The sequence below is a fragment of the Bacillus sp. USDA818B3_A genome, assembly GCF_009928415.1.
Taxonomy (GTDB): domain Bacteria; phylum Bacillota; class Bacilli; order Bacillales; family Cytobacillaceae; genus Neobacillus.
The window spans coordinates 62,577-78,757 of record NZ_JAABNN010000005.1 but is presented as its reverse complement, the minus strand read 5'-3'; the positions used below and the strand labels follow the sequence as shown (position 1 = coordinate 78,757).

Here is a 16,181-nt window from a genome sequence, read left to right as displayed (position 1 = left end):
TTGGGGGATCAAAGGTGACATATCAACTGAAGAAAAGCTTTAAGATGTTTTCATTAAATTCCAACCGTGAGCTTGCTGAAGAGATGGCCAAACTTTTGGGTTGTGAATTAGGAAAAAGCTCTGTCAAACAATTTAGTGATGGTGAAATTCAAATCAATATCGAGGAAAGTGTCCGCGGCAGTGATGTATTTGTGGTGCAATCCACATCACAGCCAATTAATGACAATATAATGCAGCTGCTAGTGATGGTGGACGCCTTGAAGAGAGCTTCTGCTGGTATGATCAATGTGGTGATTCCGTACTATGGCTATGCCCGCCAGGACCGTACAGCCAGACCGCGTGAGCCCATTACTGCGAAATTAGTCGCAAGACTATTGGAAAGAACGGGTTCTACCAGAGTTCTTACCATGGACCTTCACGCGCCGCAGGTACAAGGCTTTTTTGATATCCCGGTCGATCATTTGATTGGCAACCCGATCCTTGGGAATTATTTTGAGAAAAAAGAATTAACAGATGTCGTAGTGGTTGCTCCTCATAATGGAGCAGTGACTAGAGCTCGAAAATTAGCAAGTATTTTAGATGCACCGATTGCTCTAATTGATAAACGTCAAGGCGATAATGGTGAAATAGAAATTATGAATGTAATTGGGAATATTGAGGGTAAAAATGCCATTATTATTGATGATTTAATCAATACTGGCGGAACGATTACTATGGCTGCAGATGCGTTAGCTGAAAGGGGAGCTAAAGAAATTTATGCTTGCTGTACTCATCCTGTTTTCTCTGCTGATGCCATTAGCAAAATTGAGTCGTCTCCAATTAAAGAACTGGTTGTAACGAATACGATTGAAATACCTGAAGAACAGAGAATCAGTAAACTCACTACTTTATCTGTTGCTCCGCTGTTAGTGGAGGCGATTGAACGTATTCATAATGAAAAAGCGGTTAGTCCGTTATTTGAATAAAAAGAATCCCGCTGTGAGAGAGCTCATAGCGGGATTTTTCTGCAAGAAGATAAATCTTTATTGAGTTTTTTATTATTTATCGGCACTATCTGAAGTTTTATCGGCACTTTCCAAGGATTTATCGGCGCTTTTTCTTTTCTGTGCCAATCCTTACTTATAAATATGGACTTTCATGCTTTGCCTTCAATCTCATCCAGCGCCTCTCGACCTCTTCATCAAACAATTTCAATAATTCCTGGCTGTCTTCCTGTAAAAGATGCTTCGTTTTTCCCATCATCTTCAGCCAATCAGTCACAGGTAAACGTTTGTTTTTCTGTTCAGGATCATAGGTAAGGGTCGTAATTCCATGTTCAACCTCGTAAAGAGGGAAGAAACAGGAGTTAACCGCAGCTTCGACAATCGACTGGCCTAATTCATCCTTCGACTTCCAGTTCAACGGACAGGTAATTAAAATTTTACCATACACCAATCCTTCATTATTAGCATACCACTGAGCTTTGGCGGCCTTTTTTAACAAATCCCGGTCAAATGCTTCCGTTCCCGTAAACACATAAGGGATATGGGTCGCTGCCATAATTTGTGCGGTATCTTTGTGATGAAATGGTTTTCCCTTTTGGAATTTACCAACACTCGAAGTACTTGTCATATGGCCCATTGGTGTAGAATAGGATAACTGGCTGCCTGTATTCATATAGCCTTCGTTATCGTACTCAAGGATGATCATTTTATGATTACGGAGTGCCGTCCCGATAGCAGGCCCCATTCCGATATCCATTCCTCCGTCACCGGTTACCATCACAAAGGTAAACTCATCGGAGAGACCTAGTTCATCCAGTTCCCCGCGGCGCTTCCGTTCATGGAACATTTCCACAAGACCGGATAATGTCGCCGAGCCATTTTGGAAGAGATTATGAATATAGGTTGCCTTGTGAGAACTGTAAGGGAAACCAGTTGTTACCACCATCGCACATCCTGTATGGAATAACGCGACAATATCTCCTTCAATTCCTTTGAAAAATAACTCTAATCCGGAGAAAATTCCGCATCCAGGACATGCTCCGTGTCCAGAAGCCAAGCGTTTCGGCTTTTTTGTTAAGCTTCTTAACGGAGGGATTTTCACCTTTAATTCTCCGGTTTTCTCATCAGGAGTGACCGTGATTAATCCGGTATTTAAATCTTCTTTTTTCATCGGATTTAAGACGCGCTGAGGCACAGATTCCGGTTTACCAGGATTGTGGCCAAAATAATCGAACGGTTTTTCAACGAAGCCTTTTTCCGCTGCTTCGGCTGCCAATTGGAAAAACAATTCAGCCTCATCGGCATAGAAATCTTTTCCTCCCAATCCATAAACACGATTGACCACTTTGGTGTGGCTATTGCCGACGGTTTGCAGAGCGGCTCTTACTTCAAGGGCCATGTTTCCTCCATGTGCACCGTAGGAGTCTGCCCGGTCGCCAACTGTAACCGCTTTAACATTTTTTAATGCTTCCGCAAGTTTTTGCTGCGGGAAGGGGCGGATCATATTAGGAGAGATGACTCCGGCTTTAATTCCCTTTGCACGCATCCGATCGGCTGCATCTTTACATACCTCCGCCGCTGAATTCAACATAAAGACAGCTACTTCTGCATCATCCATCCGGTATAGATCCAGAACAGGATATTCGCGGCCTGTTAATTCCGCATACTCTTTTGAAATTCTTTCGTATACCTGCTCGGCTTGATACATCGCTTGTGATTGCTGGTAACAGTTATTTATATAATCAGGTTCGTTCATATATGGGCCGATTGTCACCGGATTTTCACGGTCCAACGCAAGCGGGAAGTTCCTAGGCGGTTCCCCGATAAATTTTTGTACATCGGCGCGGTGTTTCATCACCTGCACCCGGCGTTTTTGGTGGGAGGTAAAATAACCGTCAAATGAGACAATAACAGGCAATCTGACCTCTGGGTCTTCTGCTAGTTTAATAGCAATAATGTTCATATCATAGACGATTTGCGGATCGCGCGCCATTAAAATCGGCCAGCCCGTGTTTAAGGCAAAGTACAAATCAGAGTGATCGCCATGAATATTTAAAGGTCCCGATACGGAACGGTTAACCAAATTAAGTACCATTGGAAAGCGGGTTCCGGATTGAACAGGGAGCTGCTCTAACATATACAAGAAACCGTTTGCACTTGTCGCGTTAAACACACGTCCGCCGCCGGTCGCCGCCCCGTAACAGATACCAGCCGAACCGTGTTCTCCGTCAGCAGGAATCAACACGATATCATGTTCACCTTTCGCCTTCATCCCGTCGAGGAACTGGGCAACTTCAGTTGAAGGGGAGATAGGATAGTATCCCATGACATGATAATTTATTTGATGGGCTGCATAGGCTGCCATTTCGTTACCAGATTCAAATACAATACTCTGTTCGATTGTTCCTTTTGGAACGGTTATATTTTCTTGGTTCATTTCGATGGACATAGTCTCACCCTTTCCTTAGTTCCTAATGGCTAGATCGAATAAGTGGGGCACCCGATTCTTATCTGCATAGCCGTCATTGTATTCACGCTCATCGGTTAAGGCCTCAACAGGACAGGCATGGACGCATTTCAAACAGCCTTTGCAATATTGGTAGTCAATTCCCCTCAAAAACATTTGCGGGCGCCCGCGTTTATCCGCTTTTTCTTCCCAGACAAAGCAAAAGTCAGGGCAGGCCGTATCGCAGGCAGCGCAATTGATACATTTTTCTTCATGGAAATGCGGCAGCATCCCGGCACGAGAGATACTCAAATCCTTTAGAATGCTGTTTCCCGGATTAATAATCGTACCGCCGATCGTCTGAGTTTCATAGCCTAGGAGGGGTTCAGCCCGTTTAAAAGGCTTTAGCGGTTCGGTTTTATCCACTTCATAGGTTTGAAATTTGACTTCCTGAAGCCCGCGGTTAAAAGTACGAATATTGGGTTCCACTAAATGTGGATATTTTTTTTCAAAGGTACGGCGAATAGTCTGTCTCATCGACTCTGGATCTAAAAAGGTTAACACCCGGTATAGTGCCCCAAGCATAGCCGTATTGGCTTTGGTCTGTTCTTCGAGGGCAATTCCTGTGGCATCAATAATAGCGATTGTACCGCCAGCGATTTTCATTGCATTTTTAAGTTCGTCAGGAGATTTTTGTGAATTAACTAAGATCGTGCTGTCGGGGTATATCCCGCTGGTGCAATCGATGGTTTTGAAGAGGGCATCATGGAAAATGCCAACAACATGTGGACGTTCTATTGGTGTGGTGTCGCGTATGTTTATTTCTGGGGGGCAAAACCGTATGTGTGCTTTAACAGGAGAGCCTTTTTTCTCGGATCCATATGATGAAAAACCGACTCCATTGAGTCCGTTTCCAACCACTCCATCCTCAGATAGCATTTTTCCAGCCAAATTGGCTCCTAAACCGCCAATGGATTCTAGACGGATTTCAAAGAAACCGGATTCATTCACTTTTGGTAATTTTGACAACAAGCACTCCTCCAATCACATTAACAGTTAGAATTTTATAAATTTTCTATAAATTCTATGGATATATTGTAACAGGATGCTAAATTGGTTACAACAGAATTTTACACTTACTCATAATTATGGCTGTTTACAAAGCAATATTCACTTTAGAAAGAAAAGTGCAGGTAACAGTTACATTATTTTAAGTAAATTGATATAGTACAGTTAAATTTGTTATATAACAATGGTGCCTGTCACCATTAATGATTTATCAACGCTGTTTATGTTGGTACTTTGAACAAATTTATAGATGAAAGGGCACTTTCTACTGTAGGGTTATATATATTTTAAGGGGAAATAAAGAGAAGGTTTTTCCTTGTGAATGTGACAGGAAAGATTATGCCTGGTAAGCACTTTTAACCCCCGGCATAATCTTTTTCTGCCACGCTGAAACTGGCTGCCGCTCCCGGCAAGGATCCAAATCAAAGGTTTATTTGTTATTTTGTGTAACGAGGTCGATTAGAACCATTTCTTGTTGTGGTTCTTTTAGAATCGCTTCGATTTCCGCAAGGGTTTTAGGGCGTATTCCTTTCACCCCAAAGCTTTCGGCAAACTGGACAAAGTCAGGGTTTTGGAAGGTGGCGCCATAGCTCTCCCCGAACTTTTTGTTCATTTGTTTCACCTCTAGCTTTAACATGGAATCATCGATGACAATAATTGTAAACGATAGGCCAAGGCGTTTAGCGGTCTCGAGTTCGGCAAAATTCATGAGAGCGCCGCCGTCTCCAGTAATACAAATAACAGGGTCATGAGGGCAGGCAAGTTTTGCCCCGACTGATCCAGGGATGGCAATTCCCATCGTAGCAAGTCCATTTGAGATGATTAATCGGTTGGGCTTTTTAGGCTGATAGGTTTTAGCAACCGACACTTTATGGGCACCAACATCAGAAATGACAATCGTGTTCTCTGATGTATGTTTTTCAATCAGGTGGAGGACATTCTCAATTGTCAATGACTCCTCTTGTTGTTGGTTGATCTGATAGGCCGTTTTTATATTAGCGTGAAGGTCACCGGAAGGCAGCCATGATTTGGCAGGTAACTCGGTATTGTTTAGAGCCTGCAGCGTCCTTTTAATGTTTCCAACCAATTCACACTCTACAGGATAATACTCATTCACTTCCGCTGGTAAAGTATCAATATGCAAAATTGGGAGTTTGTTTTTATTCCAAGCATTTGGAAGCTGCTCAACAAAATCGAAACCAACGGCAATTAACAGGTCTGCTTCATTTATACCAGGCAGGACCGCATCGTTTTCTTTGAATCCGAAAGTAAAAAAGTTAAGAGGGTGATCTTTCGGCAGTACTCCTTTTGCCATAAAGCTATTTGCGGCAGGGCATTGCAGGGTATTAATTAAAATCTCAAGCTCATCGGCAGCCCCCTCGCGAACTACGCCGTTTCCGAATAAAATGAAAGGTTTTTTGTATTTGTGAATAAGTTCCTTTGCTGCTATAAACGATTCTGGATGTGGGGCGGTTTTAGGTAATTGGGCAATTGGCAGCGGGGTGTCGGTTATTTGCTCCGCTGCATAGTTTTCTGGTAAGGTAATGGCAACTGAACCTGGTTTCTCCATTGAGGCTAGTCTGAAAGCCTTACGGATAACCGAAGAGACCGTATTGGGATCTTGGATTTGGGTGTTCCATTTTGTTGCGGGTTCTAGCAGACTAACAATATCGATATATTGATGTGATTCCTTATGCTGGCGTTCGACCCCGGCCTGGCCAATGAGTGCTACTACCGGTGAATGGTCAAGCTTTGCGCTAGCGAGTCCTGTAACGAGATTGGCAGCCCCTGGGCCGAGTGTCGATAAACAAACACCTGCTTTATGAGATAATCTGCCGTATACGTCAGCCATAAAAGCGGCGCCTTGCTCGTGTCTCACATTTACATACTTAATTTGGCTTGATTGCGATATAGAGTCAACGAGGTCCAGCGTCTCGGTTCCTACAATTCCAAAGATGTAGTCCACTCCTTCATTCTCTAAGCATTTAACAAGTAAATCCGTAAGTTTCATGTTATCCTCCCGTAATCATTTAATTAGCTATAGTGTTATCTTTTCTGCTAGTATTCATAATTAATATCGAAGTCTATTTTTTTAATAAGCTGAAAATGGGGTGCTTTGTATGACTGACAAGTATGTTTGGTATGCCAGTTATGGTTCAAATATAAATACCGATCGTTTCTTATGCTATATCCAAGGAGGCAAACCAAAAGGTTCATCAAAGGTTGAAACAGGTTGTAAGGACCCATCGCCTCCAATAGCTTCATCCACTTTTACAATGAATTACCCTCTTTACTTTGCAAAAGAAGCAGCAAAGTGGGAATCAGGCGGGGTGGGTTTTATTGGTATAACCCAAGATCCTGAATGTAAAACATACAGTAAAAAATACTTAATCACGATAGAACAATTTATTGATGTAGTGGTACAGGAAAACAACGGAATTCCTGTTAATATCGATTTAAATGATGTCATTAAAAACGGTTCGAAAGTATTCCGCCGCAACGCGTGGTACGGAAATATTATGTATTTAGGAGAGGATAAAGGTCACCCGATCTTTACCTTTACGGCACCATGGAATATAAATGAGGTAGAATACAAAAAGCCTTCCCATGCCTACTTAAGAACGATAATAGAGGGATTAAAAGATCACTACTCCAATGATGAGATTTATCGTTATTTTGAAACTAAGGATGGCATAAAGGGTCATTATACGCCAGATGAATTAAAGCGTGTCATTTTTTAAGGCGTATTATTTCGTTTAACCGTTAAAAGTCTGATATCATAATCCTAGGAAAAAAAGGAGATGATTGGAAAATGGCAAAACAAGTTCGTCTAGGGAAAACTGATTTACATGTTAATCCGATTGGGTTGGGTACAAATGCCGTTGGTGGACATAATTTATTTCCAAACCTTGATGAAGAAGCAGGCAGGGAGCTGGTCCGTACTGGACTTTCGAACGGAATTAACTTTCTGGACACGGCATTTATTTATGGCCCTAAACGCTCTGAAGAAATCATCGGAGAGGTCGTAAAAGAACACGGTAACCGTTCGGAGATTGTCATTGCCACTAAGGCAGCCCATAAATTTGCAGGTAACGAAATGGTCCTCGATAATTCACCAGCCTTTTTAAAACAATCGGTCGAAGAGAGTTTACGAAGGCTGCAGACGGATTACATAGATCTTTTCTATATCCATTTTCCTGACAATGATACACCAAAAGATGAAGCGGTTGGAGCATTAAAACAACTGAAGGATGAAGGGAAAATCCGGGCGATTGGGGTTTCAAATTTTTCCTTTGAGCAGTTAAAAGAAGCGAATAAAGATGGATATGTGGATGTCTATCAAGGGGAATATAACTTATTAAACCGGGATGCCGAAAAGGAATTGTTCCCTTATGCCGCAGCTAACAGCATTTCTTATATCCCTTATTTCCCGCTAGCTTCAGGTTTATTAACTGGGAAATACAACAAAAATACAAATCTCGACGAAAAGCGCGGCAAATTCTTTAAAAAAGAAATCTTTGAAGCTGCCATAGATAAAGTGGATCACATTCGCCAAATTGCCAATGAAAAAGGGGCAGAGGTGGCTCATGTGGTTCTCGCCTGGTATTTGACCCGTCCAGTAATTGATGTAATTATTCCAGGAGCAAAAAGGGCGGATCAAGTTCTAAACAATCTGAAAACCTTAGAAGTCGAGTTAACGGATGCAGAAATAAAAGAGATTGACCAAATTTTCCATTCTTAATCTTAAGCGATGAGCGTTATGTCTCATCGCTTTTAATATTTAGCCCCCGTAAATCTATTAAAAAATATAATATTTTGTTTACCTATTTCGCCTCGATTTGCCAAATCTCTACGACTTTCGCTGTATTTTGCAGTAAAAGCGGGCAAAAAAACTAGATTGGTTGTATAATATGGATGTTATAAACTATTGGAGGGTTTTAAAAATGATGTTATGGACATTAGCCGGTTTATTTGGGGTTTCTATTATATTGTTAGTCATTTCAATTATGAGGACTTCTAAAAAAACTAAGGCACAACATAATCAAATTGATATGGTTCATATTTCAACTATGAAGGAAATCAATGCGATTCAAGATTCAATTAGAAACATTGAACTTGATCTAGAAGTCGTTATGAAGGAAGCAGGCGTTCAACTTTCTTCAGAAGAAAAAGTTTTGATCCGTGAGGTCCTTGACTTAGCGAACCGGAATTACTCAACCGAGAGTATTGCCGAAATGAAACAAGTTAGCCATGAGAAAATTGAACAAATGCTTGCTCCTTACCAGACATTAAAGGAAGGGAGAAAGATTGCAAATGAAAATTAACGCATTAAGCAGCTTCGCAGCCGGTATGCTGATCACCACGACTATTTGTGGAGCCGTTTATCTTTCTTCGAAGAACGATGTTTCAAAGGCAGCTAATACACCAGCTGTAACCGCGGCAGCCGAAAAGGTGCAGCCTTCAAACGAAGAGATGACAAAGCAGCTTGAGGAGCAAGGCTTTGTCGTACAGACCAAGGCGGAAGATGAAAAGCAGGTAGAGGATGCCAAGGCATCGGTTCAGACTAAACCTGCTGCCGCGGATGCTTCCAAATCTGTCACCCGTGTGGTGGTAAATGTAAGTGATGGCATGACGAGCATTGATGTTGGCAGAGTGCTTCAGGCGGCAAATATGGTCAAGAATGCTTTTGATTTTTCCAAGGATATTGAGGCCAAAGGGCTTGAAAACAAATTGCGCCCAGGCGTTTTTGTTGTCGACAGTAAGATGACCTACGATCAAATTGTAGCCACCATATTTAAATAATCAGCAAAATCCGGTTTCTATTTGGAAACCGGATTTTTGCATGATAAGCAAGTAAATTGATATCTGTAATCATTATTATTTATAATCGTCATAGTACATAGGAAAAGGTGGGAAAAAGATGAAAATTGTGGCACTGGTGGGAAGTTTGAGAAAAGATTCATTTAATAAGCAGTTGGCTTATACAATTCAGGACAGATTCACCGATCAATTTGATTTAGAAGTATTAGATTTGGGTGTCCTGCCGCATTATAACCAGGATGAGGAATTGAATCCAGCAGAAGCTGTAGTGGAGTTTAAACGTAAAGTAAAAGAAGCGGATGGTGTGATTATTATTACCCCTGAATATAATTGGTCCATTCCTGGGGTATTGAAAAATGCACTTGATTGGTTATCCCGTGTAGATAAAGTCCTCATTGGCAAGCCTATGATGACGGCTGGGGCGGCTACTGGAATTATGGGGACACTGCGGGCACAGCTTCAACTGCGTCAAATTTTAACCGCTTTACAAGTAAAGCTTTTGCCGCCAGTAGGCAACGAAATTCTTATTAATCAAGCTGCAGATAAATTTGATGGCCGATTAAAGGATGAAGCAACTCTTAAGTTTGTGGATGAAGTGGTTGAGCGATTCATTCACCAGATAAAAGAATAGAATAGTAGAGAAGCCTGTATTCCTGATTAATTTGGAATGCAGGCTTTTTTGTGGTTAAACGCAAAATGAGAGCTTGTCATATAATCTAAGTCATCTCATACATATAAATAAGAGACAACCAATAAAACAGGTCATTTATCACTGGAATGAGAAAGGGCGAAATATATCCAGATGGATTTCTTACATGAAATTTTAAATAGTTACCAGACGATTTTTTCATTCGAAGCGTTTAAGGACGTTTTTACCAATCCAGCCAGTTGGGGAGTTATTGGGACTCTGATTATCCTTGAGGGCTTATTGTCTGCTGATAATGCCTTGGTATTAGCGGTCATGGTCAAACACCTTCCCAAGAAGCAGCAAAAAAAGGCTTTATTTTACGGGATATTTGGAGCTTATTTTTTTCGGATCATAGCCATTGGAGTAGGTGTAACGTTAACAACGATTCCATGGATTAAAATTATCGGTGGACACTATCTGCTGTGGATTGTCTTTCAAGCCCTTCTAAATAAGAATGATGAAGAAGATGAGGTTCAACGAAAGACCAAGGGTTTTTGGCGGACCGTCTTAACTGTCGAGCTAATGGACATTGCTTTTAGCTTTGACAGTGTGATTGCAGCGTTTGGTGTTTCGAATGAAGAGTGGATTTTACTTCTGGGAGGAATCCTTGGTATTTTAATGATGAGGGGTGTTGCACGCCTGTTCCTTACCCTGATCGAAAAAGTGCCTGAATTTGAAAAAACCGCCTTTATTTTAGTAGCCATCATTGGGGTGAAGATGATTGTTTCAGCATTTGGGATCCAAATGAACGAATTTGTATTTTTTAGTATCTTGATTGGTGTCTTTTTCAGCACCTTTATCATTCATTTTATTAAAAAAGTTTCTGGAAATCAAACGACCATGTAAGCTTTAAAAGGGAGGCATGTAGAATGCCTCCCTTTGATTCGTTTAAGATTCAAAATGGACATTTCCATTTTCATCAATTTCAATCGTGTTATAACTTTTAAAAACGTCCATGTTGGTAATTTCGTGTTTAATCTCATGAGAAAAGCTTTCCATGTATGGTTGATATACATTAGGATCTTTGACCAAATGGTAGATACTGACCCTTTTACCTTCGCTCAGATCTGTACCCCTATTTAAAAAACGATCACCGTAAAGATTTTTAAAATAAGTACGAGCTTCATCATGACTTTTAAAAGCAGGTATTTGTTCTTGCTTGATATTAAAATCCTGATTCATCAACACATTCACCACTTTCCGATAATATAATAATAATATATCGTTTACATACACATTATTTATTTTTCAATCCGCTTCAGCATTATTATTCCCTATTATGAAAAAATAATGATACTTACCTATGGCAATTGGACTATACAACTAATTTATTTCTGCATAAGTTAATAGTAAAGGGATTATTCCAAATATCGTTTAGATTATTCGCGATTTTTCTGCCTTCTTTTTTAAAAGTTTAAAAATTTGGACATGATGAATAAGGCAGAGGCGGTAAATAAAGGAGGAGAATTATTTGATGAATACCCCTTTTGAATATCCTGAAATTTTTTATAACGAAGTCATTCTTTATTTAGAAGCAAAATGGAACCGCCGTTTAACGGATCATGAGCGGCATGTACTGATCGAAGGGTATCGGTTTGGACGGATGGTTGAGGCCGAATCGGAGATTAAGATTCTGTTTGCCAATTAAATGTTGATAAAAGGGTGTCCAAGATTTGGACACCCTTTTGAAATCACAAAGTTATTGACCTTGTTGATTTCGTAATGATTGTTCAGCGTAAGCAACGAGACGTTTCGTCATTTCACCGCCGACTGAACCGTTGGCTCGTGCGGTCGTATCAGCACCAAGTTGAACTCCAAACTCGTTGGCAATTTCCTCTTTCATTTGATTAAGGACATCGCCTGAACCAGGAACCAAAAGTTTGTTTCTACCCATGATACATCACTCCCGACGAATTTTTTTGAGCAGCTAAACAGTTGCTCGTATATAATTTATCCTAATTGAATTTTGAAATTCGCTTTGACTTGAACTGTCATGGACTTGGGAAAGGTTTATAATAAGGGAAAATGCTGGAAAAAGGGAGTGATGATGTTATGTACATCGCGGGGCAAAAGGAAATGCAGCAAATGGACCAATATACGATGGACAAGCTGGAACTGCCTGGCATCGTTTTAATGGAAAATGCTGGTGCAAGAGTCGTTGATGAGATTGTAGCGAATATCCCAAATGTGAATCCGCGGATTTTAGTACTTGCGGGCGGGGGAAATAATGGCGGGGACGGATTTGTGATTGCCAGAAGATTGTATGATCAGGGGTATGACCCCCTGCTATGTTTAGTTGTTCCTCCTGAGCGGATAAAGGGGGATGCAAAGGTTCATTTTGATGTGTACCGAAACCGTCAATTACCGATCCTCTATTTGGTTGATAGTACCCTTGAGAAGATCCGGTCTGAAGTGGAGCAGGCGGATGTGATTGTTGATGCACTATTAGGAACGGGTGTGAGCGGGCCATTAAGGGAACCGTTTGGTGCGATTATTTCCATGGTGAATGGACATTCGGAGAGTAAATATATTATCTCAGTTGATATACCATCTGGTGTTAACAGCGATAGCGGGAAGGTAGAGGGGACCGCGGTGCAAGCTAGTAAGACGGTGACCTTTGTTTTTCCTAAACGAGGGTTCTTTTTGCAGGATGGGCCAAAGTATGTTGGCGAGTGGAAGGCGGTGGATATTTCTGTGCCGCCTTCAATTGTTACGGATTTGGGGATGATGTTGCCGCGTTTAATAACGGAACAAGTCGTTAAGGACTCTGTTCCGGTGCGGCCAAAACACGGCCATAAAGGAACATTTGGCCATGTTTTGGTAGCAGGGGGATCCAAGTCCTATGTAGGGGCACCGATTTTCTCAGCAAAAGCTGCGCTGAATTCAGGTGCAGGGCTGGTGACTTTAGCTGTCCCTCAGAGTATCTATCCGATGGCTGCTGTACAAAATCCGGAGTCGTTATTTATGCCGCTTCCAGATGAGGATGGACATTTTTCTGCAGATGCGCTTACTGAACTTCAACCTTTGCTGAAGACATTCAAGTGTGTTGCCATTGGTCCGGGGATGGGCCGATTTGCTGGCGGTGAGGCTTGGATGAAGTCATTGATGTCTTTGTTAACGACCCAGCCGGTTGTGGTGGATGCGGATGCGTTGTATTTGCTTCGTAATGAATTGGATATGGTCCGGGATTATCAAGGGGATGTGATTTTTACTCCTCATCCTGGTGAAATGGCAAGGTTGTTGGATAAGACCGTTAAAGAAGTGGAAGAGGACCGGATTGGGATTGCGAAAGCTTTTGCGAAAGATTACGGTGTGCATTTGCTGCTGAAGGGACATCGGTCGATTATTGCAACGCCAGATGGAGAGGTGTTTATTAACCCGCATGGTCATGATGCGCTGGGTAAGGGTGGAAGCGGGGATGTATTAACAGGGATGATTGCTTCGTTTTTAGCTCAGGGTTCTTCACCTGTTAAGGCCCTAATAGCAGCGAGTTATTTGCATGCGAGAACAGGGGAAGAGAAGGCGGCCACGTTATCTAGTTACGGGGTAGGACCCTTGGATTTAATTGATGGGATTAGGGAGCAGCTGCGGGTGTTGGGAAAATAGCAGGAGACCTTTATGGAACGGTCAATGAATCGGAGGTCATTGACCGAACGGGAAGAATTTTGTTGAGAACGGTCAATGAACCGAGCTGTCATTGACCAAACGGCAAGAATTTTGTTGAGAACGGTAAATGAATCTGGTGGTCATTGACCGAACGGGAAGAATTCTATTGCGAACGGTAAATGAATCGGGTGGTCATTGACCGAACAGGAAAAATTTTGGTGCGAATGGTCAATGAATTGGGGTTTCATTGACCGAGTTGGGACATTTTTCATACGAACGGTCAATGAACCGGGCTGTCATTGACCGAATGGGAAGAATTTTCGTACGAATGGTCAATGAAACCATAATCAGCTCACACCGACTTCTCCGCATCCATAGATGCACCCACTGCCCTAACCGGCCTCGCCGACTTATACCACTGATAACAAAAGACAATGATCAAAACAAGATCGATCACATCACCGCCATAATACATTATCATACCCGCCATCTCCGACTGTTCGGCAGAGACACCTGCCGGAGGGTGGGCATAAAGATATTTAGCCAAAATCCCGTGCCCTGATAAAGCCGCCGCAAACACAATACCACGATACAAGAAGCTCCTGTGGTGTGGAGCCGGATCAATATAGATAATAGATGCAGTAAAAATATAACCTCCCAGAAAAACATGCATATGGACGACCAGGTGCAACAAGACATTTTCTTGCATTAAATGATACAGATTGCTGCTATAAAGCACCCACAGCCCGCCAATATTTAAAATCGAGGCAATAACAGGGCTGCTTACAAACGCTACAAATTTACTTCGTAAAATCCTAGTCAAACGGCGGGCATTCGTCACATTTAGAGTTCGTAGAATCAATGTAATTGGTGCGGAGAGAACCATTAACATAGGAGAAAGCATCCCTAGGAGCAGATGTCCAAGCATATGTGCCGTAAAGTCGTGATGCGCACTTGCGGCAATTGGACCAGTTACCGCAGCCAATCCGCAACAAATACCTATTACCCACCATAATAAACGGTAAAGGGGCCATGTTTTACCGGCGAGATAGATTTTAACAACTGCCCCTAAATAAATCACTAAGGCAAAAAGAAACAATAACAAGAACGGAGAACTGAAAGTATGCCCTAGATGGTGACTATTGTCCATTTTCCAAAACCGTCCCCGTTTTCTTAGAAGAACGAATAAACAGGATAATCCCTATAATGAGCATTAAAACAGAAGTAATATGCCAAACCATATCATAAGGCACGATATCCACATGATAGCGAATTTGATGAAGACGCATCAGTTTATGCTGAATAATCCCATCATATAATTGAAACCCGCCTGCCCCAAGCAGGCCCCCGGCTACCCATTTCATAGGCTGCCATACCTTCCGGCGCCGGACATCTGCCACCATAAAAAGCCCCCCAACCGTGAAAAACCAGCTAAAGGCATGGAAAATCCCATCCGATACCAACCCGGCCGCGGTTGTGCTCTTATCATAAAAATGATGCCAATGAAGGATCTGATGGAATACTGTCTCATCAATAAATGCGACAAGTCCAATCCCAAAAAGTATTCCTGACCAAAGATTTTTCTTTTTATGAACGGAAAGATCTTTATTGCTTCTTGAATTTATCAAACTACTCACCTGCGAACTTTTTTTCTTTTCCATCACTTTACCCTTAATTGACGAACCATAATCAAAAACAAAACAAAAAGACCATCCCCGTAAGGACAGTCCTGCCATTATTAAAAATTAAAATTATCTGGATCGGCACCAAAGCGTTGGTTTTCGTTCAGGGCATTAATCTTCTCCATATCGCTTTCTGATAACGTAAAGTCAAAGATGTTGGCATTTTCCTTAATGCGGTTTTCCCTAATGGATTTTGGAATCGTCACGATTTCATTTTGGATATCCCAGCGTAAAATCACTTGAGCGATCGATTTATGGTGGCTTGATGCGATCTCCTGTAAGACAGGGTGATCGAGCAGTCTGCCTTGGCCAAGCGGTGCCCAGGCCTCAATTTGAATCTCTTGTTTTTTGCAATAGTCGTGAAGTTCCTGCTGCGAGTGGAGTGGATGAAGCTCTACCTGATTCACCATCGGTTTAATTTCGGCTGTGGACATCAAATCCTCAAGGTGATGGATGTTGAAATTGCTAACTCCGATCGCCCGAACACGCTTTTCTTTATATAACTTTTCAAGAACCTTCCATGCGTCTTTGTACTTATCCTTAACAGGCCAATGGATGAGGTACAAATCTACATAGTCAAGGCCAAGCTTTCTTAGGCTTGTTTCAAATGCTTCTTCAACGGAATGATTACGCAAGTCTTCATTCCAGACTTTAGTAGTGATAAAGAGTTCCTCACGGGCAACACCGGACTCTTTGATCGCTTGGCCGACACTTTCTTCATTTTCGTAAAGGGCAGCGGTATCAATGCTTCTGTAACCTGCTTTAATGGCCAGCTGTACGGAATCAAGGGCCACTTTACCCTCGGGGACCTTGTAGACACCCAGTCCGAACCATGGCATCTTTACACCATTATGTAGGGTAGTGCTAGACTGTAAGCTATTCAACAT

At 41.9% G+C, this 16,181-nt stretch carries 17 protein-coding genes; 9 read left to right on the top strand and 8 right to left on the bottom strand.

Annotated features, from left to right (window positions below):
• Positions 1-14: 14 nt before the first annotated feature.
• Entirely contained in the window at positions 15-965 is a 951-nt protein-coding gene (locus GXK58_RS11645; RefSeq protein ID WP_272928143.1) for a ribose-phosphate diphosphokinase, read from the top strand.
• A 154-nt stretch (positions 966-1,119) separates the two neighbouring features.
• On the opposite strand, the gene GXK58_RS11640 is transcribed toward GXK58_RS11645, so the two are convergent.
• From GXK58_RS11640 to GXK58_RS11630, 3 genes are all read right to left on the bottom strand, one after another.
• Positions 1,120-3,432, bottom strand: a complete 2,313-nt coding sequence (locus tag GXK58_RS11640) for a thiamine pyrophosphate-dependent enzyme (RefSeq protein WP_160722948.1) — start codon at positions 3,430-3,432, stop codon at positions 1,120-1,122.
• Positions 3,433-3,447: 15 nt separating this feature from the next.
• A complete protein-coding gene (locus GXK58_RS11635; protein WP_160722946.1) occupies positions 3,448-4,458 on the bottom strand; it encodes a 2-oxoacid:acceptor oxidoreductase family protein in 1,011 nt (336 codons plus the stop codon).
• A gap of 469 nt (positions 4,459-4,927) precedes the next feature.
• The gene (locus tag GXK58_RS11630) at positions 4,928-6,508 is read right to left on the bottom strand and encodes an acetolactate synthase large subunit (protein ID WP_160722944.1); all 1,581 of its coding nucleotides are present in this window, start codon (positions 6,506-6,508) and stop codon (positions 4,928-4,930) included.
• A 109-nt stretch (positions 6,509-6,617) separates the two neighbouring features.
• Here GXK58_RS11630 and GXK58_RS11625 point away from each other — a divergent pair, with 109 nt between their 5' ends.
• The 6 genes from GXK58_RS11625 to GXK58_RS11600 all read left to right on the top strand — a co-directional run bounded on the left by GXK58_RS11625 (position 6,618) and on the right by GXK58_RS11600 (position 10,852).
• Positions 6,618-7,238, top strand: coding sequence for a hypothetical protein (locus GXK58_RS11625; protein WP_160722942.1), 621 nt, complete (start codon positions 6,618-6,620; stop codon positions 7,236-7,238).
• A gap of 71 nt (positions 7,239-7,309) precedes the next feature.
• On the top strand, positions 7,310-8,239 hold the full coding sequence (locus GXK58_RS11620) for an aldo/keto reductase (RefSeq protein WP_160722940.1): 930 nt from the start codon (positions 7,310-7,312) through the stop codon (positions 8,237-8,239).
• Between the two features lie 202 nt (positions 8,240-8,441).
• The gene (locus GXK58_RS11615) at positions 8,442-8,822 is read left to right on the top strand and encodes a hypothetical protein (RefSeq protein ID WP_237389639.1); all 381 of its coding nucleotides are present in this window, start codon (positions 8,442-8,444) and stop codon (positions 8,820-8,822) included.
• A gap of 25 nt (positions 8,823-8,847) precedes the next feature.
• A complete protein-coding gene (locus GXK58_RS11610) occupies positions 8,848-9,300 on the top strand; it encodes an endolytic transglycosylase MltG (RefSeq protein ID WP_237389638.1) in 453 nt (150 codons plus the stop codon).
• A gap of 118 nt (positions 9,301-9,418) precedes the next feature.
• Entirely contained in the window at positions 9,419-9,949 is a 531-nt protein-coding gene (locus GXK58_RS11605; RefSeq protein ID WP_160722938.1) for an NADPH-dependent FMN reductase, read from the top strand.
• A 171-nt stretch (positions 9,950-10,120) separates the two neighbouring features.
• Positions 10,121-10,852 carry a DUF475 domain-containing protein gene (locus GXK58_RS11600; protein ID WP_160722936.1) on the top strand — a complete coding sequence of 244 codons (732 nt, stop codon included), beginning with the start codon at positions 10,121-10,123 and terminating at the stop codon, positions 10,850-10,852.
• Positions 10,853-10,894: 42 nt separating this feature from the next.
• Here the strand turns inward: GXK58_RS11600 and GXK58_RS11595 are convergent, their stop codons facing one another.
• Positions 10,895-11,188 carry a hypothetical protein gene (locus tag GXK58_RS11595; protein WP_160722934.1) on the bottom strand — a complete coding sequence of 98 codons (294 nt, stop codon included), beginning with the start codon at positions 11,186-11,188 and terminating at the stop codon, positions 10,895-10,897.
• Positions 11,189-11,480: 292 nt separating this feature from the next.
• Between GXK58_RS11595 and GXK58_RS11590 the strand changes: the two genes are divergently transcribed.
• A complete protein-coding gene (locus GXK58_RS11590; protein WP_160722932.1) occupies positions 11,481-11,654 on the top strand; it encodes a hypothetical protein in 174 nt (57 codons plus the stop codon).
• Positions 11,655-11,705: 51 nt separating this feature from the next.
• Here GXK58_RS11590 and GXK58_RS11585 read toward each other — a convergent pair whose 3' ends face one another.
• Positions 11,706-11,900, bottom strand: coding sequence for an alpha/beta-type small acid-soluble spore protein (locus tag GXK58_RS11585; RefSeq protein WP_160722930.1), 195 nt, complete (start codon positions 11,898-11,900; stop codon positions 11,706-11,708).
• 158 nt (positions 11,901-12,058) lie between these two features.
• On the opposite strand from GXK58_RS11585, the gene GXK58_RS11580 reads away from it, so the two are divergent.
• Positions 12,059-13,612 carry an NAD(P)H-hydrate dehydratase gene (locus tag GXK58_RS11580; protein WP_160722928.1) on the top strand — a complete coding sequence of 518 codons (1,554 nt, stop codon included), beginning with the start codon at positions 12,059-12,061 and terminating at the stop codon, positions 13,610-13,612.
• 352 nt (positions 13,613-13,964) lie between these two features.
• On the opposite strand, the gene GXK58_RS11575 is transcribed toward GXK58_RS11580, so the two are convergent.
• The 3 genes from GXK58_RS11575 to GXK58_RS11565 form a co-directional block, all read right to left on the bottom strand.
• The gene (locus tag GXK58_RS11575) at positions 13,965-14,762 is read right to left on the bottom strand and encodes a cytochrome c oxidase assembly protein (protein WP_160722926.1); all 798 of its coding nucleotides are present in this window, start codon (positions 14,760-14,762) and stop codon (positions 13,965-13,967) included.
• The gene (locus GXK58_RS11570; RefSeq protein ID WP_160722924.1) at positions 14,752-15,273 is read right to left on the bottom strand and encodes a DUF2243 domain-containing protein; all 522 of its coding nucleotides are present in this window, start codon (positions 15,271-15,273) and stop codon (positions 14,752-14,754) included. Before GXK58_RS11570 ends, GXK58_RS11575 begins: the two co-directional genes overlap by 11 nt.
• A gap of 77 nt (positions 15,274-15,350) precedes the next feature.
• A complete protein-coding gene (locus GXK58_RS11565) occupies positions 15,351-16,181 on the bottom strand; it encodes an aldo/keto reductase (RefSeq protein ID WP_160722922.1) in 831 nt (276 codons plus the stop codon).

What these genes read in the sequence shown, in the direction of transcription:
- GXK58_RS11640 (WP_160722948.1), bottom strand. Translation starts at nt 3,432, where the DNA reads ATGTCCATCGAAATGAACCAAGAAAATATAACCGTTCCAAAAGGAACA.
- GXK58_RS11630 (WP_160722944.1), bottom strand. Translation starts at nt 6,508, where the DNA reads ATGAAACTTACGGATTTACTTGTTAAATGCTTAGAGAATGAAGGAGTG.
- GXK58_RS11625 (WP_160722942.1), top strand. Translation starts at nt 6,618, where the DNA reads ATGACTGACAAGTATGTTTGGTATGCCAGTTATGGTTCAAATATAAAT.
- GXK58_RS11620 (WP_160722940.1), top strand. Translation starts at nt 7,310, where the DNA reads ATGGCAAAACAAGTTCGTCTAGGGAAAACTGATTTACATGTTAATCCG.
- GXK58_RS11615 (WP_237389639.1), top strand. Translation starts at nt 8,442, where the DNA reads ATGATGTTATGGACATTAGCCGGTTTATTTGGGGTTTCTATTATATTG.
- GXK58_RS11610 (WP_237389638.1), top strand. Translation starts at nt 8,848, where the DNA reads ATGCTGATCACCACGACTATTTGTGGAGCCGTTTATCTTTCTTCGAAG.
- GXK58_RS11605 (WP_160722938.1), top strand. Translation starts at nt 9,419, where the DNA reads ATGAAAATTGTGGCACTGGTGGGAAGTTTGAGAAAAGATTCATTTAAT.
- GXK58_RS11600 (WP_160722936.1), top strand. Translation starts at nt 10,121, where the DNA reads ATGGATTTCTTACATGAAATTTTAAATAGTTACCAGACGATTTTTTCA.
- GXK58_RS11595 (WP_160722934.1), bottom strand. Translation starts at nt 11,188, where the DNA reads ATGAATCAGGATTTTAATATCAAGCAAGAACAAATACCTGCTTTTAAA.
- GXK58_RS11590 (WP_160722932.1), top strand. Translation starts at nt 11,481, where the DNA reads ATGAATACCCCTTTTGAATATCCTGAAATTTTTTATAACGAAGTCATT.
- GXK58_RS11585 (WP_160722930.1), bottom strand. Translation starts at nt 11,900, where the DNA reads ATGGGTAGAAACAAACTTTTGGTTCCTGGTTCAGGCGATGTCCTTAAT.
- GXK58_RS11580 (WP_160722928.1), top strand. Translation starts at nt 12,059, where the DNA reads ATGTACATCGCGGGGCAAAAGGAAATGCAGCAAATGGACCAATATACG.
- GXK58_RS11575 (WP_160722926.1), bottom strand. Translation starts at nt 14,762, where the DNA reads ATGGACAATAGTCACCATCTAGGGCATACTTTCAGTTCTCCGTTCTTG.
- GXK58_RS11570 (WP_160722924.1), bottom strand. Translation starts at nt 15,273, where the DNA reads ATGGAAAAGAAAAAAAGTTCGCAGGTGAGTAGTTTGATAAATTCAAGA.
- GXK58_RS11565 (WP_160722922.1), bottom strand. Translation starts at nt 16,181, where the DNA reads ATGTTGAATAGCTTACAGTCTAGCACTACCCTACATAATGGTGTAAAG.